The sequence below is a fragment of the Armatimonadota bacterium genome (assembly GCA_031432545.1).
Taxonomy (GTDB): domain Bacteria; phylum Sysuimicrobiota; class Sysuimicrobiia; order Sysuimicrobiales; family Sysuimicrobiaceae; genus Caldifonticola; species Caldifonticola tengchongensis.
Genome location: JAVKGX010000001.1, coordinates 181,954 through 205,817, shown reverse-complemented (window position 1 = coordinate 205,817; position 23,864 = coordinate 181,954). Strand labels below are relative to the sequence as shown.

General features: G+C 69.4%; 25 protein-coding genes. 12 read left to right on the top strand and 13 right to left on the bottom strand.

Going from position 1 to position 23,864, the window contains the following annotated elements; genetic code table 11:
- Positions 1-3: 3 nt before the first annotated feature.
- From QN163_01085 to QN163_01075, 3 genes are read right to left on the bottom strand one after another with little or no spacing between them, the layout of a single operon-like run.
- Positions 4-957, bottom strand: coding sequence for a complex I NDUFA9 subunit family protein (locus tag QN163_01085; protein MDR5682609.1), 954 nt, complete (start codon positions 955-957; stop codon positions 4-6).
- A 16-nt stretch (positions 958-973) separates the two neighbouring features.
- Positions 974-1,396 (bottom strand): DCC1-like thiol-disulfide oxidoreductase family protein, encoded by a 423-nt coding sequence (locus QN163_01080; GenBank protein MDR5682608.1) that lies wholly within the window; start codon positions 1,394-1,396, stop codon positions 974-976.
- Positions 1,397-1,424: 28 nt separating this feature from the next.
- Positions 1,425-3,212: an SLC13 family permease gene (locus tag QN163_01075; GenBank protein ID MDR5682607.1), complete on the bottom strand. Its 1,788-nt coding sequence runs from the start codon at positions 3,210-3,212 to the stop codon at positions 1,425-1,427.
- 23 nt (positions 3,213-3,235) lie between these two features.
- On the opposite strand from QN163_01075, the gene QN163_01070 reads away from it, so the two are divergent.
- The 5 genes from QN163_01070 to QN163_01050 all read left to right on the top strand — a co-directional run bounded on the left by QN163_01070 (position 3,236) and on the right by QN163_01050 (position 8,114).
- On the top strand, positions 3,236-3,961 hold the full coding sequence (locus tag QN163_01070; protein ID MDR5682606.1) for a pseudouridine synthase: 726 nt from the start codon (positions 3,236-3,238) through the stop codon (positions 3,959-3,961).
- Positions 3,962-4,013: 52 nt separating this feature from the next.
- Complete coding sequence (locus QN163_01065) at positions 4,014-5,876, top strand: APC family permease (protein ID MDR5682605.1); 1,863 nt, start codon at positions 4,014-4,016, stop codon at positions 5,874-5,876.
- Positions 5,877-5,941: 65 nt separating this feature from the next.
- Entirely contained in the window at positions 5,942-6,454 is a 513-nt protein-coding gene (locus QN163_01060; GenBank protein MDR5682604.1) for a hypothetical protein, read from the top strand.
- A 193-nt stretch (positions 6,455-6,647) separates the two neighbouring features.
- On the top strand, positions 6,648-7,124 hold the full coding sequence (locus QN163_01055; protein ID MDR5682603.1) for an NUDIX domain-containing protein: 477 nt from the start codon (positions 6,648-6,650) through the stop codon (positions 7,122-7,124).
- 48 nt (positions 7,125-7,172) lie between these two features.
- Positions 7,173-8,114 carry an MBL fold metallo-hydrolase gene (locus QN163_01050; protein ID MDR5682602.1) on the top strand — a complete coding sequence of 314 codons (942 nt, stop codon included), beginning with the start codon at positions 7,173-7,175 and terminating at the stop codon, positions 8,112-8,114.
- A 54-nt stretch (positions 8,115-8,168) separates the two neighbouring features.
- Here the strand turns inward: QN163_01050 and QN163_01045 are convergent, their stop codons facing one another.
- Entirely contained in the window at positions 8,169-8,354 is a 186-nt protein-coding gene (locus tag QN163_01045) for a hypothetical protein (protein ID MDR5682601.1), read from the bottom strand.
- A gap of 184 nt (positions 8,355-8,538) precedes the next feature.
- Between QN163_01045 and QN163_01040 the strand changes: the two genes are divergently transcribed.
- The gene (locus tag QN163_01040; GenBank protein MDR5682600.1) at positions 8,539-8,931 is read left to right on the top strand and encodes a hypothetical protein; all 393 of its coding nucleotides are present in this window, start codon (positions 8,539-8,541) and stop codon (positions 8,929-8,931) included.
- A gap of 78 nt (positions 8,932-9,009) precedes the next feature.
- Here QN163_01040 and QN163_01035 read toward each other — a convergent pair whose 3' ends face one another.
- The 7 genes from QN163_01035 to QN163_01005 all read right to left on the bottom strand — a co-directional run bounded on the left by QN163_01035 (position 9,010) and on the right by QN163_01005 (position 12,682).
- Positions 9,010-9,489, bottom strand: coding sequence for a DinB family protein (locus QN163_01035; protein ID MDR5682599.1), 480 nt, complete (start codon positions 9,487-9,489; stop codon positions 9,010-9,012).
- Positions 9,490-9,561: 72 nt separating this feature from the next.
- Entirely contained in the window at positions 9,562-9,714 is a 153-nt protein-coding gene (locus tag QN163_01030; GenBank protein MDR5682598.1) for a hypothetical protein, read from the bottom strand.
- A gap of 14 nt (positions 9,715-9,728) precedes the next feature.
- On the bottom strand, positions 9,729-10,178 hold the full coding sequence (locus QN163_01025) for a hypothetical protein (GenBank protein MDR5682597.1): 450 nt from the start codon (positions 10,176-10,178) through the stop codon (positions 9,729-9,731).
- Between the two features lie 122 nt (positions 10,179-10,300).
- On the bottom strand, positions 10,301-10,825 hold the full coding sequence (locus QN163_01020) for a DUF6036 family nucleotidyltransferase (GenBank protein ID MDR5682596.1): 525 nt from the start codon (positions 10,823-10,825) through the stop codon (positions 10,301-10,303).
- The gene (locus tag QN163_01015) at positions 10,813-11,085 is read right to left on the bottom strand and encodes a hypothetical protein (protein MDR5682595.1); all 273 of its coding nucleotides are present in this window, start codon (positions 11,083-11,085) and stop codon (positions 10,813-10,815) included. The genes QN163_01020 and QN163_01015 overlap by 13 nt, the downstream gene beginning before the upstream one ends.
- Before the next feature lie 26 nt (positions 11,086-11,111).
- A complete protein-coding gene (locus QN163_01010) occupies positions 11,112-12,293 on the bottom strand; it encodes a M48 family metallopeptidase (GenBank protein MDR5682594.1) in 1,182 nt (393 codons plus the stop codon).
- A gap of 2 nt (positions 12,294-12,295) precedes the next feature.
- Positions 12,296-12,682 (bottom strand): zf-TFIIB domain-containing protein, encoded by a 387-nt coding sequence (locus QN163_01005; GenBank protein ID MDR5682593.1) that lies wholly within the window; start codon positions 12,680-12,682, stop codon positions 12,296-12,298.
- Positions 12,683-12,762: 80 nt separating this feature from the next.
- Here QN163_01005 and QN163_01000 point away from each other — a divergent pair, with 80 nt between their 5' ends.
- Positions 12,763-14,709, top strand: coding sequence for an aconitate hydratase (locus QN163_01000; GenBank protein ID MDR5682592.1), 1,947 nt, complete (start codon positions 12,763-12,765; stop codon positions 14,707-14,709).
- An 81-nt stretch (positions 14,710-14,790) separates the two neighbouring features.
- Here QN163_01000 and QN163_00995 read toward each other — a convergent pair whose 3' ends face one another.
- Both QN163_00995 and trkA read right to left on the bottom strand, forming a co-directional pair.
- Positions 14,791-16,266, bottom strand: a complete 1,476-nt coding sequence (locus tag QN163_00995) for a TrkH family potassium uptake protein (protein ID MDR5682591.1) — start codon at positions 16,264-16,266, stop codon at positions 14,791-14,793.
- Positions 16,241-17,575 (bottom strand): Trk system potassium transporter TrkA, encoded by a 1,335-nt coding sequence (gene trkA, locus QN163_00990; GenBank protein ID MDR5682590.1) that lies wholly within the window; start codon positions 17,573-17,575, stop codon positions 16,241-16,243. Before trkA ends, QN163_00995 begins: the two co-directional genes overlap by 26 nt.
- Before the next feature lie 135 nt (positions 17,576-17,710).
- Between trkA and QN163_00985 the strand changes: the two genes are divergently transcribed.
- The 5 genes from QN163_00985 (at position 17,711) to QN163_00965 (ending at position 23,779) form a co-directional block, all read left to right on the top strand.
- The gene (locus QN163_00985) at positions 17,711-18,484 is read left to right on the top strand and encodes an ABC transporter ATP-binding protein (GenBank protein ID MDR5682589.1); all 774 of its coding nucleotides are present in this window, start codon (positions 17,711-17,713) and stop codon (positions 18,482-18,484) included.
- On the top strand, positions 18,472-20,100 hold the full coding sequence (locus tag QN163_00980) for a hypothetical protein (GenBank protein ID MDR5682588.1): 1,629 nt from the start codon (positions 18,472-18,474) through the stop codon (positions 20,098-20,100). Before QN163_00985 ends, QN163_00980 begins: the two co-directional genes overlap by 13 nt.
- 93 nt (positions 20,101-20,193) lie before the next feature.
- Positions 20,194-21,168, top strand: a complete 975-nt coding sequence (locus QN163_00975) for a TAXI family TRAP transporter solute-binding subunit (GenBank protein MDR5682587.1) — start codon at positions 20,194-20,196, stop codon at positions 21,166-21,168.
- 73 nt (positions 21,169-21,241) lie between these two features.
- Complete coding sequence (locus tag QN163_00970; protein ID MDR5682586.1) at positions 21,242-21,649, top strand: hypothetical protein; 408 nt, start codon at positions 21,242-21,244, stop codon at positions 21,647-21,649.
- A gap of 117 nt (positions 21,650-21,766) precedes the next feature.
- Positions 21,767-23,779: a TRAP transporter fused permease subunit gene (locus QN163_00965; GenBank protein MDR5682585.1), complete on the top strand. Its 2,013-nt coding sequence runs from the start codon at positions 21,767-21,769 to the stop codon at positions 23,777-23,779.
- Positions 23,780-23,864: the final 85 nt, after the last annotated feature.

Genomic DNA, 23,864 nt, shown 5'->3' with positions numbered 1-23,864 from the left:
GGCTCAGTTCACCTTCTCGCCGGTGAACAAGCGTCGCAGCGCGCTGCGAGCCGCGTTTGCGCGCAGGTAGGCGATGTGCTCGCCGGAGAACGGGCGCGGCTCGATCCCGAAGTGTTCGATCAGCGCATTGTTGGGTGTCGTGTTGGGCACGGCCAGCAGGTCGAGCAGGCTCCTCGACACCGGCGTGCCCGGCAGCACCTTCTCCATGAGGAAGACCGGTGGGCGCAGCAGCCAGACCGGTGCGGGGAACAGCCACCGGCGCACCCCCAGCGCCCTCAGGATACGCCGCTCGATCTCGCCCAGGGTCAGCACCTCCGGCCCGCCCAAATCGAGCGCCCTGCCGATGGTCGTGTCGTCCTGCAGCGACCGCACGATGGCCTCGACGACGTCGTACACCGACACCGGTTGGAACTCCGCACGGCCGCCGCCGATCAGCGGGAAGACGACCGGCGTCAGACGGACCAGCCTGGCGATCGCGTTGAAGAACTCGTCCTGGGGCCCGAAGATCGCGGACGGGCGCAGCGTCGTCCAGCCTGAGGCGCGCAGCGCCACGTAGTCCTGCGCCCGTCCTTTGCTGCGCAAGAATGCGTAGGGCGAAGCGCTGTCGGCGCCATTCTGGCTCATGAAGACAAACCGGCCCACGCCGGCCCGCTGTGCCGCGTCCACGACGTTCACCGTGCCCTGGTGGTTGACCGCTTCGTACGTCCGGTCGCCTCTTTCGAGCGCGATGGCCACCAGGTGGACGACGGCATCTACGCCCTCCATCAGAGGGGCAAGCGCGTCGCGATCGGTCACGTCTGCACGGACGATCTCGATCCTGCCGGCGAGGTCGCCCAGGCGCGCACCGGCCCTGTCCGGGTCGCGGACCATCGCACGCACCGGCTTGCCGAGTTCCACCAACCGCCGGACCGTGTTGTTGCCGACGAATCCGGCCGCCCCGGTCACCAGGACCTTCATCGTCAACCCCCCGCTCTCATCGTCGCCGGTCCCGGGCGCAGGTGTCGACGCGCAGCATCCGTCCCAGCCGCCCCCGGTTGCGGGCCACCCACCGGTACACCGCCTCCGCGAGGCCCGGGAGGGCGGCCGCGACGGCGGCCAGGGGGCATCCGCCGGGCAGCAGGCGCAGAAGCGGCGCGAGGGCGGCACCCCCCGAGTGGACACGGCCTGCGGGCGTCACCAGATGCCAGGAAGCCATGCGCTGCCCACCGTCCACGCCGGCCAGCAGCCGCTCCGCCTCGGGGTCTTGGAGCGCCACCGATCGCAACGCGCCCGCGCGGTCCCATGCCAGGATCTTCGCCACCGCCCACCGGCAAAAACCGCAGTCGGCGTCGTACAGGACCACGTGACGACGTCCGGCTCCTTCGGTCGAGATCGCTGCCCAACGATTTTCACTCACCCGTGCGCGCACCTCCCCGTACCCAACACTAGCGGAAAGGCCACATCAACGGCACCAGCAAGATCGCGATCGCGTAGACCAGGAGGGTGAGCGGGCCACCGACCCTGAGGAAGTCTACGAATCGATATCGGCCCGGGCCGTACACCATCAGGCATGCGGGCTCCAACGGCGTCAGGTACGAACAGCTCGCGGCCACCGCCACCGCCACAGCGAACGTGCGGGGGTTGAGGTCGAGCTGCAGCGCTGTCTGAATGGCCACCGGCAGGACGACGACGGCTGCGGCCTGGTTGGACATCGGCTGGGTGAGCACCACGGTGAGCACGAAGAAGCCGCTGAGAAGCCACAGCGGGCTGGCATCGCCGGCCGCCTCGACGACGAGGCCCGCCAGGTACCTCGCGGTGCCCGTCTGCTCCATTGCCGTGCCCAGGGCGAGCATGCTGCCAATCAGGATCAGCACCTTCCAGTCGACCTCACGGTAGGCTTCCTCCGGAGTGATGCAGCGCGTCGCGAAGACGACCACCGCTGCGGCCAGGACAGCGGCGGGCAGCGCCACGACCCCCGCCGCGCCGGCCACCAGGGCCGCCGCGAAGGCGAAGACCGCCATCGGCGCCCGGCCGACGTTCGGCCTGTCGTCTCCGACGGCGCCCAGCACCCGCACGGCGTCGGCGTTGGCGAGGGCGGCGATGCGGTCACGCGGCCCCTGCAGCAACAACGCATCGCCCATCTGGAGCCGGAGCTGACTGATCTTGCGGCGGATCGTAGAGCCATACCGGTTGATCGCCAGCACCTGCAAGCCGTACCGCTCCCGAAACCCGATGCCCTTCAGCGTCCGGCCGATCAACCGCGAACGCGGGACGACAAGCGCCTCCACCAGCGCCACGTCCCCGAGTGCGAGGTCCGGATCGGACAGCTTCACGTCGGCCTTGATCTCGATACCGGTGGTGTCCTTGATCTTGAGGATCTCGTCGCGCGCCCCCTCCACCAGCAGCACGTCGCCCGGTTGCAGGCGGGTGTCCGCGCGCGGGGTCTGGTAGCGGTTCTTGTCGCGCACCAACCCGACCACCTGCAGATCGAGCCGCTGCCCCAGTCCGGACTCCGCGAGGGTCCGCCCGACCAGCGGCGAGTCGGCCAGCACGATCGCCTCGCTGAGGTAGGCGCCCAGTCCGAAATCCTCCGTCAGCGACCGGCCGGCGACGCGTTCGGGGATCAGGCGGCGGCCCACGACCAGCATGTACGCGATCCCCGCGATCGCGATCGGTAGGCCCACGGGCGTCAGTTCGAACACGCCGATCGGCGGCATCCGGTACTGTGTCAGCAGACCGCTGACCACGAGGTTGGTGGAGGTGGCGACCAGTGTGACCGAGCTGGCGAGGATGGTTGCAAAGGCCAGCGGCATCAGCAGCCGGGACGGGCTCATCCGGGCCCGCGAGGCCAGGCCGACCACGACCGGCAGGAAGAACGCCGTCGCCGCGGTGTTGTTGATGAACGCCGACAGCGCCGCCGCCGGTACCATGATGAGGATCAGCAGCCGGGTGCCGTCGTCCCCGGCGCGCCGGAGGATGGCGCGGCCGACCATCTCGACGACGCCGGTGCGCAGCAACGCGGCGGTCAGCACCAGCAGCCCCAGGATCGTCATCACGGTGTCGCTGCCGAATCCCGCAAACGCCCCTTCCGCCGGCACGAGACCGGTAAGGACGAGTGCCAGCAGCAACCCCAGCGCGGTGACGTCGACGGAGACCCACTCAAGGGAGAACAGGACCAGGGCGATCGCGAGGAGGACCAGCAGGGTCGTGATCTCGGGTGTCATCGGATCCATCCTACGATAGGATCCGGACGGCGATGCGCAACCGCGGCGAGAGATTGCACAAAGTGATCGCGGCGTCGGGCCTCGCCTCTCGGCGCGCGGCCGAGGCGTTGATCCGCGCCGGGCGGGTTTCGGTCAACGGGCGCACCGCGATGCTGGGGCAGACCGTCACCGCCAACGATGAGGTGCGCGTGGACGGCAGGCCGCTGCCGCCACCCAGGCGGTTGGAGTACTGGGCGCTGCACAAGCCGGCCGGCTACGTCAGTACCCTGCACGACCCCGCCGGGCGGCCGAAGGCGCGCGACCTCGTGCCTTCCCGCACCCGCCTGTTCAGCGTCGGCAGGCTGGATTTGAACTCCGAGGGGCTGCTGCTGTTCACCAACGACGGCGAACTCGCCCACCGCCTGATGCACCCCCGATACGGCGTCCCGCGCACCTACAGGGCCCGGGTGCGCGGAATGCCGTCGCGGGCGACGCTCGACCGACTCCGGCGCGGGGTCTCCCTCCCCGACGGGCACACCGGGCCGATCGAGGCGGCCATCGAGCGGCCGGCCGGCAACCACACCTGGCTGCGGGTCACCCTGCGCGAGGGCCGTCACCGCGAGGTCCGTCGGGTCCTGGAAGCCGTCGGCCATCCGGTCGCCCGGCTCATCCGCGTGGCCTACGGCCCGGTGCGCCTGACCGGTCTGCCCCCCGGCGCGGCCCGCCCCCTCACGCCTGCGGAGATCGCTCGCCTGCGGCGGACGCCGCGCACCCCTTGAACGCCCCACGACCGCCTTGCACGGCACAGCACGCAGGAGTATAAAGGCTATTGTGCTCAGAGCCCGCCGGTTCCTTGCCTCTCGCCTGTGGCGCGTCCTCGTCGGCAACCCGCTGGAAACCCAACGGCTGATCCACGAGCGGCTGACCAAGATCAAGGGCGTCGCGGTCTTCGGGGCCGACCCGATGTCCAGCAGCGCGTACGCCACCGAGGAGATCCTGCGCGTACTCGTGCTGATGGGGGCGGCCGGGCTCGCCCTCACCGTGCCGGTGTCCCTGGCGATCGTGGTGCTGCTGGTCGTCGTCGCCGTCTCCTACTATCAGACGATCCACGCCTATCCCTCGGGCGGTGGCGCGTACGTCGTCGCCCGCGAGAACCTCGGGGTCGCGCCAGCCCTGGTCGCCGCCGCCGCGCTGCTCACCGACTACGTGCTCACCGTAGCCGTGAGCGTGTCCGCGGCCACGGCCGCGATCACGTCCGCCTTGCCCGCGCTGTTCCCGCTGCGGCTGGACCTGGCCGCGGTCCTCGTCGCAGTCATCACGATCATCAACCTCCGCGGCGTTAGGGAGTCGGGGACCATCTTTTCGATCCCGACCTACCTGTACCTGTTAACGTTCGGCGGCACGGTCGTCGTCGGGGTAGTGGCCGCGCTGCGGGGCGAGCTGACGCCAGCCCCGGGGCCGTCGGAGGAAGTCGGCCCCGTTCAGGCGCTCTCGCTGCTGCTGGTGCTGCGGGCGTTCGCCTCCGGCTCCACAGCGCTGACGGGCATCGAGGCCGTCAGCAACGGCGTGCCCGAGTTCTACCCGCCCGAAGCCCGCAACGCCAGCCGGGTGCTCGTCGTCATGGTGGCGCTACTGGGCTCCCTGTTCTTCGGCGTGAGCTTCCTCGCCAGCCACCTCGGCGTGTTGCCTAGGGAGACCGAGACCGTCGTCTCCCAGATCGCCCGCCACGTCTTCGGTACGGGATGGCTCTACTACGCCGTCCAGGCCGCCACGGCGATGATCCTAGTGCTGGCCGCCAACACCGCATACGCCGGATTCCCGCGCCTGGCCTCGATCCTCGCCCGAGATCGCTTCCTGCCGCGCCAGCTGAGCAACCTGGGCGACCGCCTGGTCTTCGCCAACGGCATCCTATTGCTGGGCCTGGGCGCGGTCGTGCTGTTGGTCGTCTTCCACGCCGACACGCACCAGCTGATCCCCCTGTACATGGTCGGCGTGTTCGTCTCGTTCACGCTGTCGCAGGCCGGGATGGTGCGCCTGTGGCTGACGCAGCGGCCGCCGGGGTGGCGGTTCAAGATGCCGATCAGCGCATTCGGCGCCTTCGTCACCGGCGCCGTGACCATCGTCGTCGCCATCGCCAAGTTCACCGAGGGCGCGTGGATCACCGTCGTCGTGATCCCGCTGTTCGTGCTGATGATGCGTGCTGTCCACCATCACTACGACGACGTCCGACGCCAGCTGTCGCTGGAGCATGCCCGACTCCCCAGGCCGTTCCGAGCCCACAAGGTCATCGTCCCCATCAACAACGTGCACCGCGGCGTCCTGGAGGCGCTCCGCTACGCGAAGGCCATCAGCGACGATGTGACCGCCGTGTACGTGGAAACCGACGCAGCCAAGCGCGAGGAGATCGAACAGAAGTGGGAACGGTGGGTGACCGACGTACCGCTGGTCGTGCTGCCCTCACCCTACCGTTCAGTCGTCGGGCCGATCCTCCTGTACCTAGACCAGATCCACCGTGAAGCGGGACCCGACACGGCGGTCACCATCGTGTTGCCGGAGTTCGTACCCCGCAAGTGGTGGCACAACTTGCTGCACAACCAGACGGCCATGATGCTGAAGTTCGCGCTGCTGTTCGGCCAGCGCAGAGGGCGCCGCTACAAGGTCTTGGCCGATGTACCGTATTATCTGACAAAGTGAGCCTCGCATGGGTCCGTGATCAGGGGCCGGTGGCCCGTTCCGGCCGGCGTCTTGCGGGCGGATCGTTGGCGCTGATCGTTTGCCTGCTGATCGCCGCCTGCGACCGCGGACCGGTGCCGCTGGTGGAGTACCGGAACGAATCCATCGGCGTCGCGCTGCGTCATCCCCGCGGCTGGACGGTCCTCACGGCTCCGGACGCCGACTGGGTACAGATCGTCCCCCCGCAGGGCAGCGGAGCCCAGCCCGATCCCCTCCGGTACTCCGAGTTCGTCAGCATCCGTATGGTCCGCGGCGTGCGGAGCGCGGACGAGGATCGGATGCGCGGGATCGCCTTCTCGGAGCTGCCGTTCCACGGCGTCGCCAAGTTCCAGCGTGAAGCCGTATCCGGCGGCGAGGCCCGCTACCGGTTCGAAGGAACCGGAACGTCGGCGATCGGCCAGTGGGCTTCGGTCGGCGTGCTGATCGTGGGCCGCGAGCGGGCGCTGCACGTCGTGTGCGCGAAGCCGATCGAACGGTGGCGTGACGGCCAGCGCGAGTGCGACGACGTCATCGCCAGCGTCGAGGTCTCGGGTCGATAGCGTGAGGCGCAGCGGCATCGGCAGTGGCGAGAACGCCATCCGGACGTTCATCCGGCAGCGGATGAACCGCGGTCCCGAACGGGTCGCCGACTGACCGTTGGCGTTGCCCGCCCGCGGACGATAGACTGCGGCCAGGATGACTCCACCGCAACCGACTCGATCCGGGCCGGCATCCAGGGGGGAACGCGGCCCGGTGCGCCACGCTGTCACCACCCTGCTCATGCGAGCGGTCCGCGCGCTGGCCGGGCTCTACTGGTGGGTGGTACAGCCTGTTGCGATCAGCGTGAAGGTGTGGGTCGAGCGGGACGGCCACCTGTTGCTCGTCCGCCACACCTACGGCCCGGAGCCGGAGCGGTGGCACCTGCCCGGCGGTCACGTGAAGCGGCGGGAGTCGACGATCGAAGCCGCAATCCGGGAGGTGTGGGAGGAGTGCGGTGTGCGCATCCGGCCCACGGGACTCATCGGCGTCTACTACGCCGCGCGGGAGTACAAGCACGACCACCTGTTCTTGTTCCGCGCGGTGGCTGTGGCCCAGGAACCCGCCTGGCGCAACCCGGAGGTCGCCCAGGCCGCGTTCTTCCCGCTCGACGCGCTTCCGCCGCTGTCGGGCGGCACGGCGCGGCGGGTGCCGGACGCCGCGCGCAGCGAAGTGGTCTTCGGGCCGTGGTGACCGACCTGTGAGAGCCGTCCGAATGGCCGGCAAATCCGAGGGAGGGCCGTGCAGCGTAGCTATCGGATCGACGACCGGACGGTGCTCATCGATCTGTTCTTCCTGGGGCGCGCCCAGGTCATCGGCTGCTACCTCCTGTTGGGCGATCCGCCCGCGCTGATCGAGACCGGCCCCGCATCCTGCCTGGATGCGCTGGGTGCGGCCTTGGCGGAAGTTGGGTTGGGAATCGGTGACCTCGGCGCGTTGGTGGTCACCCACATCCACCTCGATCACGCGGGGGCGGCCGGTGTGCTTGTGCGGCGCAACCCCAACCTGAAAGTCTTCGTCCACCCCGTTGGCGCACCCCATCTTGTAGATCCCTCCCGCCTTTTGCGCAGCGCGCGGCGGATCTACGGAGACGACATGGACGCGCTGTGGGGGGAGGTGGCGCCGGTTCCGGCCGACCGCGTCGTCTCAGTCGGCGACGGGGCTACGCTCACGGTCGCCGGTCGGACCCTGCGGGCCGTGGACACCCCCGGGCACGCCAACCACCACCACGTGTACTGGGAGGAGACATCGGGCGCGGCGTATACGGGAGATGCAGCCGGCGTGGCGTTGCCCGGATGCGACTACGTCCGGCCGCCCACACCACCGCCCGAACTGGACCTGGAGGCGTGGACGCGAACGCTGGACCGGCTTGAGGAGTTGCGCGCGCGCCGGCTGTGCCTCACGCACTTCGGGGTGCGTGAAGACCCGCGCGAAGTGCTCTCACAGATGCGCCGTCGGTTGCGCGAGTTCTCGGAGGTCCTGTATCCGGGGTGGGAAGCGGGGGAAAGCCTCGAGTCCTTGGTCGCGCGCATGCGGGCGCACATGCAACCGCAGGTGGAGGCGGCGTGCGGGTCCGATGCCGCCGAACGGCACGAGATAGCGGCCAACTACCAAATGAACGTCGCGGGGTTCATCCGGTACTTCGAACGCCACCGCACACAGGGACAGCGCAGCGGCGGGTAGCAGGCAGCCCGGCGCCGCGCGTGCTCGCACTCCGTTGTGATCGCCCCAGCGGTCCTACCCCCCTTGCACCGGACGGATCCCGCGCAGGTGGACCGTGTAGATGGGTGACGCACAGCCGAACTGGTCGAACAGCCAGTCCAAGAACTCCTCCGTGAACAGCGGGTACAGGCGGAGCCGGGTCTTGTCCAGCGTCACGCGGTTACCGACCGCCTCCACGCGCACGAAGCCCGCGTTCTCCATCTTCGCGATCAGCGCTGGCTCCGCCAGCGTACCGGCCAGTCAACCAGCGTAGGCCGCCTCGCTGTCAATGACTTCCTTGGGCAGACGACCGTTCCCCCTGCCCGCCCCTGGCCGGGCAACGGCCCGGCAACGGGCAATTCGGGTGGTGGCGTCGTATTCCTCCTTGGACTTTGCCCCCTCGCCGATGGCCGAGCACATCGTGCGCACGCACTTTGGGATCGAGCCCGCACGGCGCTCGCTGAGGGCCGAGGAAGTGGTGCTCTACCTGCTCCTCGAGGTCACCGAGGCCGCCGAACTGTGGGGCCAGAGGGGCTACCTCGCCCGGGCGGTCTCGTTCGGCCCGCACGGGATCTGCGACGAGGGGATCGTGCCTCTGCAGCACTTCGTCGACGCGCCGGGGCCCGACGCAGTCGCGATCGTCCAGGAGACCGACGCGCACGGCCAACACCGTCCCGTCGTCTACCTGCACCGCGCGGGAAACGTCACGGAGCACGTCCTGTCCGTGCACCCCTTGTTCGACTGCCGCACCCTCGATCACCAGGCGCAGCTGCCCAGCGCCCTCGCCGGGCTCATCTGAACGACGCCGACGGTGAACTCGAGGTGGCGCCCCGACCGCCTGCCATCCGATTCCCTCGGCGCCGCAGCAGCCGGGCGCTCAGTCCGCCCACGCGCCCAGCAAGCGGCGGACGACGATCAGCTGCCCGACGTGGTAGGCGTTGTGGTTGGCGACCAAGAGCGCCTCGCGCAGAACCGTCTGCCCTTGGCCGTGGGGGATCGGCGCGAACAGATCGGTGGCGGGATCGGCGACCAAGTGCTGCATCGCCCGAAGATCGGCGCGGAACGCAGCCACGCTCCGACGCCATGCGTCGACGTCCGCGGGGGCGGGTTCACTCGGCCAGTAGCCGGCCGGCCACGGAGGGGACCGGTGATCGGGGTTGCGGGTGAACTCAAGGATGTCCCACTGCGCGGTGCGCATGTGCTCGATCAGTCCCCACGGTGAGTACGGCAGGCCGGCGGGGCGTACCCCGTGCAGACGCACCGGCAGGCCCCGTACTGCGCGGTCGAAGCTGGCGTGGGCGTCGCCTCCGCGCAACAACCACAGCAGGTGACGGCGAACGGCTTGCGGTGCGACCACGACGAGCACCTCCAATCCCGGTCGTCGGCCGACGCCTCCCGCGCACCGAGCCCGAAGGCGACGCTCGTCGGCTCACCCGCGGAGGATCGCGGCCCGCGGGCTGTCCAAGAACACCTGGCGCAGGTCGTCCGGCAGTGAGTCGGCGATCCGGCCCAGGGCACGCGCGCCGACGCCGTCGAACAGCGCGACGCGCCGCGGGAGCTTCGTCTTCTCGCGCCGGGTCACGGTCTCCCCGTCGTCTACCCGCTCGTCTGCACCGCGTGCTCCAGGAGGTGTGCCTCGATCCACGCCTCCCACTCTTCCTCGGTTCGATCGGGATCGAGCACGTCGTCCCGATCGAGAAGCAACGGTGCCCCCAGCGCCCAGCCGCCGATCAGCTCCACCTCCATCTCGGTCGCCCGCTCGCTCAGCAACACCTCTGAGCCCGGGGCGATCCGATCCGCGACGCGTGAGGCGACCGCGTGCAGGCGGCGCACCGCAGCCCATGTCTGGATCGCTTCTTCGGCGCGCCATCGAGCGTCGTCCTCGGTCTTCCCCCGCACAACCCCGGGCACCGCGGCCTCGCCCGCCGCGTCGAACACCCGGACTTCCCAGCGCGGCGGGTCCTCGACCGGGCCCCGGAAGGCAAACCGGTAGACGACGCCGAACACCTCGAAGTCCTCGTCCCACTCCCGGTAGGGCAGCCGCATGGATCAACGCCCGACGGCAGGCACCCGCCGGTTTGTCAATCGGCGCCGCCTGCCCGCTGTCATGGTGCCAGCATCGCTCCGTGCCGGCGCAACGTCAACCGGGCGAGAGACCTACGCGGCCGTCACAGCTCTGCGAGGAAGTCGTCGACGGCCCGCCCAAAGCTCGTGGCGTCCACGGCTGGGTACCGATAGAGGCGGGGCTGGATTTCTGCAAAGTAGGCCCGCAGGCCAGCCGGGTCCACTAGCCCGAGGCGGATCATCGCGCGGACATCCTCGACGTCCTGAGCGTGCCCCCGTTCGATCTTCGCCAACGCCTGTGCGTACGGATCGAAGTGGTGAAACCACAGGCGACCCTCCCGCGCAGCGAACGGGCTGCGGTCCTCCCACCCCGGCCGCACGGGGATGAAGTCCTCGGGCGAGGCGAGCTCGACGTTGATGCGCAGTTCTTCCTTGATCTTGGGGATGGCCCGAAACACCGAGTCGACCTCCGGCACGATCCGGATGTCCACATCGATCGTGGACGCGCGCCAGCCGATCAGCACCGCGGTGGCACCGCCGGTGAAGTACACGCGCGCCTCCTCATCGGATGCGCGGCCCAATGCGCGCATGAACGCACGGATGCGCGCGGCGTCGGCTACCTGGCGCACTCCGCGGCCCGCTCGAAGCTGACGAGACGGCGTAGTAGGGCGTTGTAGCGCGAGTGCGCCGAATCGGGATCCTCGGCCGCCAGCCGTTCGTACAGCCGGCGCTCCGGCGAGGGGATGGTCGTGGGGATCGAAAAGCCGATGCGCCGCAGCCGAGGGGCACCGATGGAGACCAGCAGCGCGGGCACCGACTCGACGCCGCGCTCCAGGTCGGCGAGCCCCGCGTCCACGAGGTCCTGGCCGGGAAGCCGCTGGCCGCGCACGGGAACATTATAGTCGGCGGTCGCCGCTAGCCTCGCACCACCCTGTGGACCGCCCCACAACGGATGCACCGGACCTCCTCGCGCTCGTACGGCTGCGGCACCGACACCGTGGCCCCGCACGGACATCGGATCGTTCGGTAGTCTCCCAGGCGGTGTACGATCTCCCGCACCTGGGCCCTGGTGGCGACCGGCCCCTCCTCCGACGGAGGGCGAATGCGTAGCGCGCCGGCCGACGCGAGCGATCTGGGGCCGATGACGCGCCCTCCGCGAAGCCTGCGGTAGGCGGCCTCGTAGTCCGCCAGGCCGGCGCCCGCCATGCCCCGCAGGATGCGGATGCGCTCGCTGGTGGGCGGGTGCGTGGCGAACAGCCCCCGGTCACCCGCCTGCAGCGGGTTGACGATGAACATGGATGCGGTGACCGCGTTGGCCGCAACCGGGCGCGCAGGCGCCTGGGCGATCTTCTCCAGCGCCGATGCCAACCCCTCGGGGTAGCGGGTAAACTGCGCGGCGCTCGCGTCGGCGAGATATTCACGCCGCCGGGAGGTCGCGAAGTACAGGATGCGGACGAGCAGGGGCGCCAGAACCGCCAGCACCAGCGCGGCCACCGCCACGATCGCGTGCCCTGTTCCATCGCGGGAACGGCTCCGCCGCCAGCTGCGCCCACCGTAGCGCATCGAGCGCCACAGCACGTCCGACAGGATCACGACCGACCCGAGCAGCACCGCCGCCAGGGTCATGAACTGCACGTCGCGGTTGCCGATGTGCGCGACCTCATGACCGACCACTCCCTGCAGTTCGTCGCGGTTGAGTCGGATCATCAGCCCGGTCGTGACCGCGATCGCCGCCTCTTCCGGTCGCCGCCCGACGGCGAACGCGTTGGGCGCGGGGTCGTCGATCAGGTAGACGCGCGGAGGGCGCGGCAGCCCGGCGGCGATCGCCATCTCCTCAACCACGTTCCACAGCCGCGGGCTGTCTTCGCGCGCCAGGGGTCGGGCGCCGGCGCTGCGCAGGACGATGGCCTCACCAGCCGTGGCGTACACCGCCAGCTGCACGCCCAGCACGGCCAGACCGAACAGCAGGCCGACCGGGCCCCCGCCCCCGCCCAGAGCCCACTCGCCTGCCACATATCCCAGCGAGGCGAGCACAGCGGCCATCGCGGCCACCAGGACGTTGGAGCGCCAGCGGTTGGAGCGGATCTGCTCCCACATCGCTAGCCCTGAGCACCGTGCCGGCCCAGGACCTCGGCGAGGACCGATGCCGCGCCCACGGGTTGCCGCAACAGGTGATCCAGCTCGCCGCCATCCAGCCACACGCCGTGGCCTTCCGGGCACCGATCGATCCTTAGGTCGCCGGCGCAGACCTCCACCATCCCCGCATCGCACCGCGGGCACAGGACGGCCCCGTCTGGCCTGTGCGCGGTCGCCGACAGCGATCGCATGAGCGGATCGGCGTCCGGCATCGTTGCGCGGGAAAGCAGCGCCTGCAGTTCCGCGGTGTCCATCCACGCCCCGCCGCACCGCTCACAGACGTCCACCTCGACGTCCCTGAAGACCAGCAACAGCAGACGGGTATCGCACCGCGGACAGACGACTTTCACCACGACCCCCATTTTTCCAGTGTCTCGCCGACAGCGCTATCCTTAGTATGGCAACCCCACGCGACAGGAGGACTCTCCACATGGCCAAGGGTACAATGGCGCAGAAGATCATCGCCTCCCACCTCGTCGAGGGCCGGATGGTCCCGGGCGAAGAGATCGGGCTGCGGATCGACCAGGTGCTGATCCAGGACCTCACCGGCACGCAGGCGATGATGCACTTCGAGGCGATGGGATTGCCACGCGTGCGCTGCAAGGTCGCGGTGGCCTACGCCGACCACAACGTGCTGCAGGTCAAGCCCGAGAACATGGAGGACCACCTCTACCTGGCCAGCGCCTGCCGCAAGTACGGTGCCTGGTACGCCAAGCCGGGCACCGGCATCGGACACCAGATCCACCTGGAGCACTTTGCGATCCCCGGTGAGACCGCGCTGGGCGCCGACAGCCACACTCCGCACTGCGGCGGCGTCGGGATGCTGGCGATCGGCGCCGGCGGTATGGACGTGGCCGTGGCGATGGCCGGCGGCCCGTACTACGTCGACATGCCCTACGTAGTCGGCGTGCGATTGGTCGGTGCACTGCAGCCTTGGGCGACGGCGAAGGACGTAATCCTCGATCTGCTGCGGCGCTTCACGGTACGCGGCAATGCCGGCAAGCTGTTGGAATTCTTCGGTCCAGGGATCCGGACTCTCAACGCGCAGCAGCGCGTGACGATCACCAACATGGGCACCGAGATCGGGGTGACCACCTCGATCTTCCCCAGCGACGAGGTCACCCGGGACTACTACCGCCGCCTGGGACGGCTGGACGACTGGCGGGAAGTGCTGCCAGACCCCGACGTCGAGTACGACGACGTCGTGGAGGTAGACCTGAGCGCCATCGAACCCCTGGTCGCCCTGCCCAGCAACCCTGACAACGTTAGGCCGGTGCGCGAGGCAGCCGGCGTCAAAGTCCACCAGGTCATGGTGGGGTCGTGCACCAACGGCTCGTACACCGACCTGCAGGCCGTCGCGAAGGTCCTCAGGGGCAAGCACGTCCACCCGGACGTGACGTTCTTCGTGCATGCGAGCAGCCGTGCGGCCCTGGAACTGCTCGCCAGAGAGGGACTGCTGGCCGACCTCATCGCCGCCGGCGTGAACGTCAGCGAGGCGACATGCGGGGCGTGCATCGGCATCGGGCACGTGCCGGCCCCCGGCACACGCAGCGTGCGCGCGATCAACCGCAACTTCAAGGGGCGGTCGGGCCTCAAGGAGGACGATGTCTACCTGACGAGCCCGGAGGTCGCGGCGGCAACGGCGATCACCGGCGTGCTCACTGACCCCCGCGATCTGGACATCCCCGCGCCCCCGGCGGAGCTTCCGGAGAGGATCAGCCAGGACAACCCGGGACTCGTGCCGCCGCTGACCGAGCCGGAGGCCGAGGCGTTTCGGGTCCAGCGCGGCGCCAACATCGTGCCGGCCCCGGTGAAGGCGCCGCTGGAGGGCGACCTGCGAGGGCGGGTGCTGATCCGGGTCGGCGACGACATCTCCACGGACCACATCAGCCCAGCGGGCTCCGAGTACCTCGCGTACCGGTCCAACATCCCCAAACTCAGCGAGTTCGTCTTCGCGCGCATCGACCCGGAGTTCGCCGCGCGCGCCAGGGAGTGGGGCGGGGGCATCATCGTCGGCGGCGAGAACTACGGACAGGGATCCAGCCGCGAACACGCGGCCATCGCCCCGATGTACCTGGGCGTGCGCGGCGTCGTGAGCAAGGGGTTCGCGCGCATCCACCACGCCAACCTCATCAACTGGGGAATCGTGCCGATGGTGTTCGAGGATCCCGCGGACTGGGCCCACCTCGAGCAGGGCGACGAGATCGAACTGCCCGGCATCCGCGCGGCGATCGAACGCGGGGACCAGCGCCTTGTCCTCCACAACCGTACGAAGGGCACGCAGATCCCGGTGCGGGTCAACCTCAACGAGCGGGAGCGCGCCTACATCCTGGCCGGCGGCAAGCTCGCGTACACGAAGCTGCACCCGGTCGCCTAGGGCCGCTGTGCCTCAGCGCACGAGGGAGACGTCCTGGCTCCCGAGCCCGGCCAGGTTCGCGGCGCGGGCCCGCACGATGGATCAGGGCCGCAGCCTCCGCCACAGTTCCGGGCTGAACAGCAAGAAGACCGGGATCACCTCGATGCGGCCGGCCCACATCCCGAAGATCAAAAAGGCCTTCGACGCCGGCTGCAGCTGCGCGTAGGATGCAGCAGGCCCGACGCCGCCCAGCCCTGGGCCGATGTTCCCGATCGTCGCCGCGGGCGCGGTGAACGCAACAACGAAGTCGCCTTCCAACACCCCCAACAGCAGCGCGCCGGCCGCGAAGAGGACGACGTAGAGTGTCACGAATGCCGCGACTCCCCGCAGCACTTCGTCGCCCACGGCGCGGGCCCCCAAACGCAGCGGCATGACGGCCTGTGGGTGCAGCGTGCGGTGCAGCTCGCGTCGCACCAGCGCGGCGATCACCAGCCAGCGCACGACCTTGATGCCGCCGGCCGCCGATCCAGCGCTGCCGCCGATGAACATCAACCCCACCAGCACGGCCTGGGCGGGCGGGGGCCACCGGGTGAAGTCGACCGAGTGGTATCCGGTCGTGGTCAGGATGCTCACGACCTGGAAGAAGGCGTGGCGGACCGCGTCCGCTCCGCGGTGGGCGCCGCCCGCGGCGAGATGGAGCGCGAGGCCTGCACCGGCCACGAGTACGATCGCGGCGTACGCGCGCACCTCCGGATCGGCGAACAGAGGACGCGGCTCTCGCACGAAGATCAATCGGTACTGCAACACCAGGCTCAGCCCGGCCAGAAACATGAACACGACGGCCACCCACTGCACCGCGGCCGGGTAGGCCGCCATCCCCTCCGCACGTGGACTGAACCCACCCGCCGGCAGGGTCGTGAGCGCGTGGGCCACCGCGTCGTACGGGGACAGCCCGGCGAGCCAGTAGGCCACGACGCAGGCCGTCGTCAGCAGGAGATACACGCGGAAGACCGAACGCGCTGTGTCCTGCAGGCGCGGCGTCAGCTTCTCCTTGTGGACGCCCGTGCTCTCCGCGAAGAACAACTGGCGGCCTGCCACGGCCAACTGCGGCAGGACGGCGACGAACAGGATCACGATCCCCAGACCGCCCATCCACTGGGTGGCGGCCCGCCACAGGAACAGGACCGGACCGAAGCGGTCGAAGTCAGTGAGCACCGTCGCACCCGTGGTGGTGAACCCCGACACCGACTCGAACAGCGCGTCCAGGTACGTCAGCCCGCCCGACAGCCAGTACGGCACCGCACCGAGCGCTGGCGCGATGAGCCACAACGTCGCGACGGTGAAAAATGTCTCGCTCCGACGCGGTTCGGTGTGACCCTGGCCGACGGCGCGCAGCAACCCTCCTGCGCCGATCCCCGTAAGCGCTCCGACACCGAATCCCGACGGCGGTTCTTCGAGCAGCAGCGCAGCACCCCAAAACAGCGCGAGCAGGACCCCCAGACCCAGACAGACGGTCCCGATGATGTAGGCGGCGACGGCCGGATAGGAGGGGTCAGGCGAGGCGCCTGAGGACCTCATTCTCGATCTCGCGGGGAGCCAGGATGAGGAGGTGGTCTCCGCCCTCGACGGTGGTCGACGGTCCGGGGAGGGAAGCCCGCTGGCCGTTGAGCACGGCCACGACGGTCGCACCCCGGGGCAGATTCAGTCCGGACAGCGGCATCCTGCGGTACCGTTTCGGCAATTCCACCTCGATCAGATCCAGCGTCTCTTCCAGCACGGGCACGTGGCCCACCTCCGGCGCCAGCCAGTCGACGACCTGGCGCACCGCGGACACCGTCGGCGTCACCGGGACGTCGATACCCACCTGCTCGAACAGCTGCTGATGCTCCGGGCGGCCCACCCGCGTGATCACCTTCGGCACGCCCATCTGCTTGGCCAGCAACGACACCAGCAGGTTCTTCTCGTCGTTGTCGGTGACCGCCACGAGCACGTCGGAGCGAGACAGACCCTCCTCGGTGAGCAGGTCCAGGTCGGTACCGTCCCCGTGCAGGACCCAGGCACTGCTCAAGTGCTCGGAGAGGAACTCACACCTGCGCGCGTCGCGCTCGACGATGGTGATCTCCAGCTTGTGCTTGACGAGTTCGCGGGCGACCATGTAGCCGACGCTGCCGCCGCCGACGACCATGATCCGGCGGACGCGGCCCCGGGGGGCGAAGCAGGCCTGCAGTGCGGTGAAGCCCAACGGGGTCGTTGCGAACAGCAACCGATCGCCCGGTTCCAGCACGATCTGCGCCAGACCCTCGTCCTCTCGGGCCAGGAAGGTGCGTCCGCGCAAGATCCCCGCCAGGTGCACCCCTTCCGGCCACTGTTGACCCGCCAGCGGCTGCTGCGCGAAGACGCCGCCCGCGGCAATCCGGTACTCCACGAACCGCAGACGGCCGCCGGCCAGCGTCTCCATGTCGAGCGCACCCGGCACCTGGACGATCTCGATGATCTCCTCGGCCACCGACCGCTGCGCCCAGATCACCTTGTCGATGCGGTGTCCCAGCACCTCGGCGGCGCGCGGGTCGGTGAGGATCTCTGCGTAGGACGCGCGGCCGACAAAGCATAGGACCTGCCGGGCGCCCAGCCCCTTGGCGAGCATCGAGACGATCAGGTTCACCTCGTCGCGGTCGGTGCACGCGATGAAGGCGTCCGCCCGGTCCACCTTCGCCTCGGTGAGCACCTCGGGGTCGGTGGCTTGACCGACCAGGACGCGCACGTCGAGCGTGGCGAGTCGATCCCGGACCTCCGGGCGGAGGTCGATGACGACGACGTCGTGCTGGCTTTCCAGCGCCTTGGCGATCTGGGAGCCGACGAGTCCGGCGCCTGCGAGGACGACGTACATGGGACCCAGACCCAAGGCTAGCGCGAAAGGCGGGCGTCCGACAACGGCGGACGCGTCGGCGAGGCTTGATCGAACCCGTCGGAACCCGGATAGTGTCGAAGGGGACGGCCCATCCTGACGCCGCCCGGAGGGACCGTGGAGACCGGACCGTACGCCGTCGAGACCGAACGGCTGGTGAAGGCATTCGACGGCATGCGCGCCGTGGACGGGATCGACCTGCGGGTGCGGCCCGGTGAGTTCTTCGGCTTTCTGGGTCCCAACGGCGCCGGCAAGACGACCACGATCCGGATGCTGTCCGGGATGCTGCGGCCGACGGCGGGCACCGTGCGCGTCCTTGGATACGACGCGCAGGCCGAGCCGCTGGAGGTCAAGCGCCGCATCGGGCTGCTGCCCGAGGAGGTCAGCCTCTACGAACGCCTGACCGGTGGCGAACTGCTGGTCTTTGCCGGCCGCATGTACGGTCTGCGGCCGGATGAGGCCGCCCGGCGGGCCGACGACCTCCTCACCCTGCTAGACCTGCAGGAAGTCCGGGGCCGGCTGATCGCCGACTACTCCATGGGCATGAAGAAGAAGGTGGCCCTGGCGGCGGCGCTGATCCACGGCCCTCGCGTGCTGTTTTTGGATGAGCCGTTCAACGGCATCGACCCGATTTCGGTGCGTGCGATTCGGGGCTTGCTGCAGCAACTCACACGGCGCGGCACCACGATCTTCTTTTCCTCCCACGTGATGGAGGTCGTGGAGAGGCTGTGCGACCGCATCGCGATCATCCACCGCGGTCGCATCGTCGCCGAGGGTACGATCCCCGAACTGCGCGAACGGGCGTCGGGCGGCGAGGGGACGCTGGAGGATGTCTTCTTGACGCTGGTCGGGGCCGACACCGACCCGCAGGCGCTGGCGTGGCTGACCTGACGGCCCCACCTGCCGCGCGCGATCAGCTGCGGCTGCTCTTGTGGCTGAAGTGGCGCCTGATCTGGCGCACCGCAGGACGCGAGGGGATGTCCCGTCTGGGCCTGGCGGCCGCCGCAGGATTCTTCGTGCCGGGCTCGCTGTGGATCGCCTGGTCCCTCTGGGTGACGGCCCGCACGCTGGGCCCGCACGCCGAAGACCTCCACCGTGCGGTGCTCCTCGGCGTGCACATGATGTGGATCCTCAGCCCGCTTGTGGGCATCGCGCTCGGAGACACCTACGACGTCCGGCAGCTGCTCGCCTACCCCATCTCCCGACCGACGTTGCTCGCGGCCCTGCTGGGCGGCGCGGTGCTCGACCCACCGGTGCTGCTGACGCTGCCCACACTGGCCGCCGTGGCCTTCGCCGTCCCGGGCCCGCCCGCGGTGCAGGCTGCGGCCGGTTTGTCCGTGGGGCTGTTCTTCGCGCACGCCGTCGCCTTGAACCAGGCGATCGCCGTCGCCACCGCCGCAGCGGCGCAGAGCCGACGGGCACGGGACCTGGTCGTCGTCCTGGCGCCGCTGGGGCTGATGCTGCTGCTGCTCGCCTTCCAGGCCGCGGGGCGGCGCGGGGTGCGGTTCGACCTCGAACAGTTCCTCACCAGCCAGACCTGGCAGGTCGTGGCGTGGCTGCCCCCGGGTCTGGCGTCCCGTGCCGTCGACGCCGCGTACCGAGGGGACTGGGTGGAGAGTGGTGCGCTGTTGGTGGGCCTGGTGGCTTTGGCTGCGCTTTCAGCGACGGCGCTCGTGTGGGCCGTTCGCAGAACCTACGAGGGCGAGGGACTGGAGCGGACGCAGACGCGTCGGTCACTGCGCGAACCCCGGCGGGGTGGGGAGGTCGCGGGGTCGTTGCTGCCGGATCCGATCGGAGCGGTCTTCGCCAAGCAGCTCAGGGTCGCGCTGCGCGACCCCTTCTTCAAGTCCCGCGTGCTGAACTTGCTGTACCTGCTCGCGCTGGTGTACTTCCCCCTCGTCGCCTTCCGTCCGCCGCCGCGCCTGCTCATGTTCGCACTCGTCCCGGCCGTCGTCATCCTGCTGTTCGGGCAGATGCCGATCCTCGGCAACCTCTTTGGGTCCGACGGCGAGGCCACCCGGTTCCTCTTCCAGTCGCCCTGTCGGCGGCGGGACCTCCTCCTGGGCAAGAACTTGGCCCTCCTCGCCGTGCTTTTACCGTTCAACGCCGCGCTGCTTTCGACGCTCGCGGCGCTCACCGGCCAGTGGTACGCGCTACCGGGTGTGTTGCTCCGCATGGGCCTGGGCTCGGTCGTGCTCGCGGCCGTCGGGAACTTCTTGTCCGTATGGCTTCCGTTGCGCGTCGTCACCCGACAGGGCGGGCTCCAGCAACACTCGTTCGCGCGGGGCTGCGGATACGCGCTGATTCAGCTCGCGGCCGCCGCCGCCGGCGCCGTCTTGCTGCTGCCGGCCATGGGGCTGCTGGCGTGGGCTCCGCCCTCCTGGGGCACAGCAGCCGTGCCGGCGGCTGGTGCCTACGTCCTGATGCTGTATGCGGCGGCGCTGAACCAGGCCGCCCGGGAGCTGCAGCGCCGCGAGGAACAGATCGTGCACGCCCTCGCCGCCTGAGGCGGTGCCGGGCGACGCGCCCGCGGGCCGACAGGAGGGGCAGGGGACGGTGCAGAAGTGCACCGCACCACGAGCAGGGTGGGAGGTCGAACCATGCGTGCGAGTCGTCTTGCCGTTCTGGCAGCTGCGGTAGTCCTGATCCTGTCGACGACCGTACCGGTGGCGTCCGGACCTTCGGTGATCCGCCTCTCGATTGCCACCGGAGGCACCGGCGGCGTGTACTTCCCGCTGGGAGGGGGCCTTGCGTCCCTGATCTCCCGGCACCTCCCCAACGTCACCGCCACGGCAGAGGTCACGCCGGCTTCGGTCGACAACATGCGCCTGATCCAGGCCAAGCGCGCGGACCTAGCCTTCACGCTCGCCGACACCGCCTTCGACGCCTTCCGGGGGCTGGAGGCATTCCGCGGCAACCCTGTCCCGATCCGGACGCTGGCTCCGCTGTACAACAACTTCAACCACCTGGTGACGGTGGACGGCACCGGCATCAACACCATCGCGGACTTGCGCGGCAAGCGCGTCTCGGTGGGGGCGCCCGGCAGCGGGACCGAGATCACCGCGCTGCGGATCCTCGAGGCCGCTGGACTGAACCCCGACCGGGACATCCAAAAGGAGCGGCTGGGCGTCGCCCCTTCGGTGGACGCCCTCAAGGACAGGAAGATCGACGCGTTCTTCTGGAGCGGCGGGTTGCCGACCGCGGCGATCCTGGACCTGGCGGCTACCCCAGGCGTGCGAATCCGTATGGTCGCCCTGGACGGCCTGGTGCCCGCCCTGCAGCGCCGGTACGGGAACCTGTACTTCCGCGCGGTGGTCCTCAAGGAGTTCTACCCGGGCCTACCGGCCAACGTTCCCACCATCGGCGTGGCGAACCTGCTGGTCGTGCACCAGGACTTCGATACGGAACTCGCCTACCAGATCACGAAACTGCTGTTCGAACGTCGCGCGGATTTGGCGCAGGTGCACAAGGAGGCGGCGAACATCACACTGGTCGGAATCGCAGGCCGGTCCCCGGTGCCCTTCCACCCGGGGGCCATCCGGTACTACAGGGAGCGCGGCGTCGAAGGTTTCTAGGGCGAAGGTCCTGGCCGCCGCGATCGTCGGTGCGGCTGCGGCGGCGTCTGTTCTTCCGGCTGCGGCGGTCGAGGTGCGCCACGCCGGCACGGGTCGGTTGCTGTGGCGGGTGCCCGTCGGGCCGCGCTCGCAAGTCCGACTCGAGTACACCTACTCGCTGTACGGCGCGCCGACCGCCGAGCGATTCGAGGTCGCCGCCGGGGGGTTGCGGCTCGTGGAGGTGTCGAGCACGGAGGAGGCGGTCCTGGAGCACCTGGGGCTACCTCCCCCGTATCACAGACGCGGCGACGAGCTGGTCGGGAGGTCCGACGGCGCGGTGCACACAAGGCTCACGGTGCGCATCGGACCAACCGGCCGGCAGCGGCTGTGGGTGGACGGGCACGACCTGCCGTTGTACCGCGTGGGTACGGGGGAAGCGGTGGAGATTGTGTTGCGACGCGTGCCCCGGGTGATCCTGTGGCTGGGCACGGACACACGGTAGCGGAGCAGGGTGGGATCGGCCCGCGGTGTGGGACGCCCTACGCTCGAGCTGCAGGCATCGCGCCCCGATCCGACGGATCTGTCGACCGCCCACGGCCGAGTGCCGTCCGAGGGGTCCATGAACGAGCGTGACCTCGCACCGGTCAAGTCCGACCAAGAGATCAAGGAACTCGTCGAGGCCTACGAGGGAAAGACCCGACACCTCGGTGGCGCGTGGGCCGCCCTCGTCACGTTTCTGGCCGTCGCCTCTTCCCTGTACCACCTGTACTCCGCCACCGTGCCGTTCATCCGCCAGATCCACCTGACCCGGCACCTGCTCATCGTCTTGGTCCTGAGCTTTCTGCTGTACCCGGGCACGAAGCGTTCGCTGCAGCGCCGCAGCCCAACGGTCTGGGATCTGTGCCTGGCAGGCGGCAGCGCAGCGGCGCTGGGATACGTCCTGATCGACTTCGAGCAGTTCATCTACCGTGCATACATCCCCACGCAGTTGGACATGCTGTTCGGCATCCTCACGATCCTCCTCGTGCTGGAGGCGACCCGCCGCACCGTCGGCAATGCTCTGCTCGTCCTGGTCCTGGGTGCCCTCGTCTATGCCTTCGTCGGCCCGTATTTGCCGGAACCGTGGACGCACCGCGGCTACGATCTCGTGCGCGTCGTCGGCCAGCTGTTCATCACCCTGGAAGGCATCTTCGGCGTGCCGTTGGAGGTCTCGGCGACGTTCATCATCCTGTTCACGATCTACGGCGCCGTGCTGGACGCCTCCGGAGCGGGGAGGTTCTTCGTCGACTTGGCCCTTGCCCTCACCGGTCGCCGTCGCACCGGCCCCGGACAAGCCGTCACGGTGGCCTCGTTCCTGCTCGGCGGGCCGTCGGGGAGCGGGGTGGCCACCACCGTCACCGTCGGGGCCATCACCTACCCGATGCTCAAGCGTGCAGGATATGACCGCGAGTCGGCGGGCGGTCTGCTGTCGGCGGGCGGCATCGGAGCGGTGATCTCCCCGCCGATTCTGGGCGCGGCGGCGTTCATCATCGCCGAGATCCTGAAGATCTCCTATCTCCAAGTCGTGATGATGGCGATCATCCCGACGGTGCTGTACTACTTCTCGATCATGCTCATGATCGAGTTCGATGCGCGCCGGATGTCGCTGCGGCAGGTCCCCATCGACGCTGGAGACCCCGTACGGCTCGTGGCGCGCTACTGGTACCTGCTCTCCTCGCTCGTGGTCATCCCCGCTCTGATGATCGCCGGGTTCACAGCGATCAAGGCCGTGTACTGGGCCACCCTCATCGCCTGGGCCACCAGTCTGCTGCGCCGCGAGACCGCCCTGCTCACCGTGCGGAGGGCTGGGACCCACCGAGAGCCGGGCGACGTCCGGATTGGACCGGTGGTCGTGAACGCCTCCAAGACGATCGCTGCGCTCGACAACGGGACGCGCCAGGTGCTCAACGTCGCGGTGACCTGTGCCGCGGCAGGGATCGTGGTCGGGGTCGTCAACCTCACCGGGCTGGGCCTGAAGATCTCCGACGTCATCGTCGCCTACGCCGGCGGCCAGATCCTGCCGACGCTCGTCTTCGCGGCGATCGCGCTGTGGGTTTTGGGACTGGCGCTGCCGATCACCGCGACTTACATCATCGCGGCGGTGATCGTGGCGCCCGCCCTGACGAAACTCGGCGTGCACGAACTCGCCGCGCACATGTTCATCTTCTACTACGCCATCCTGTCGGAGGTCTCGCCGCCGGTGGGGCTGTCACCCCTTGCGGCCGCCGCCCTGACCGGTGGTCGACCGTTCCGCACGATGCTCATGGCATGGAAGTACACGCTGCCGGCGTTCGTGGTGCCCTTCATGTTCACCATCCACCAGGCGGGGCTGGGGTTGCTGCTGCTGGCACCATGGCAGACCGTGGCCTACACGACGACGACGGCGATCTTCGGTCTGAGTGGACTCGCTGCAGCCGTCACCGGCTGGTTCGTGGCCCAAGCCACGGCGCTGGAGCGGGCCGTCCTCGCAGTGGCCGGCGTGGTGCTGATCTACCCGTCCGCCTTGGAGGACGTCGCCGCGATCGCGGGGATCCTCGCGGTGGCCGCGATCCAGTGGCTGAGGCGCCGCCCGGCCGCGGTCCCCAGGAGCTGAGTCTATCGGAGGCCGATGCGGGGAACAATTCTAGCGGGGAGCCGAGCCGCAGGCGGTGCCCACCTACAGCCGCGAGCCGGTTGCC

What these genes read in the sequence shown, in the direction of transcription:
- QN163_01085 (MDR5682609.1), bottom strand. Translation starts at nt 957, where the DNA reads ATGAAGGTCCTGGTGACCGGGGCGGCCGGATTCGTCGGCAACAACACG.
- QN163_01075 (MDR5682607.1), bottom strand. Translation starts at nt 3,212, where the DNA reads ATGGATCCGATGACACCCGAGATCACGACCCTGCTGGTCCTCCTCGCG.
- QN163_01070 (MDR5682606.1), top strand. Translation starts at nt 3,236, where the DNA reads ATGCGCAACCGCGGCGAGAGATTGCACAAAGTGATCGCGGCGTCGGGC.
- QN163_01045 (MDR5682601.1), bottom strand. Translation starts at nt 8,354, where the DNA reads ATGGAGAACGCGGGCTTCGTGCGCGTGGAGGCGGTCGGTAACCGCGTG.
- QN163_01040 (MDR5682600.1), top strand. Translation starts at nt 8,539, where the DNA reads ATGGCCGAGCACATCGTGCGCACGCACTTTGGGATCGAGCCCGCACGG.
- QN163_01025 (MDR5682597.1), bottom strand. Translation starts at nt 10,178, where the DNA reads ATGCGGCTGCCCTACCGGGAGTGGGACGAGGACTTCGAGGTGTTCGGC.
- QN163_01010 (MDR5682594.1), bottom strand. Translation starts at nt 12,293, where the DNA reads ATGTGGGAGCAGATCCGCTCCAACCGCTGGCGCTCCAACGTCCTGGTG.
- QN163_01000 (MDR5682592.1), top strand. Translation starts at nt 12,763, where the DNA reads ATGGCCAAGGGTACAATGGCGCAGAAGATCATCGCCTCCCACCTCGTC.
- QN163_00995 (MDR5682591.1), bottom strand. Translation starts at nt 16,266, where the DNA reads ATGAGGTCCTCAGGCGCCTCGCCTGACCCCTCCTATCCGGCCGTCGCC.
- trkA (MDR5682590.1), bottom strand. Translation starts at nt 17,575, where the DNA reads ATGTACGTCGTCCTCGCAGGCGCCGGACTCGTCGGCTCCCAGATCGCC.
- QN163_00975 (MDR5682587.1), top strand. Translation starts at nt 20,194, where the DNA reads ATGCGTGCGAGTCGTCTTGCCGTTCTGGCAGCTGCGGTAGTCCTGATC.
- QN163_00965 (MDR5682585.1), top strand. Translation starts at nt 21,767, where the DNA reads ATGAACGAGCGTGACCTCGCACCGGTCAAGTCCGACCAAGAGATCAAG.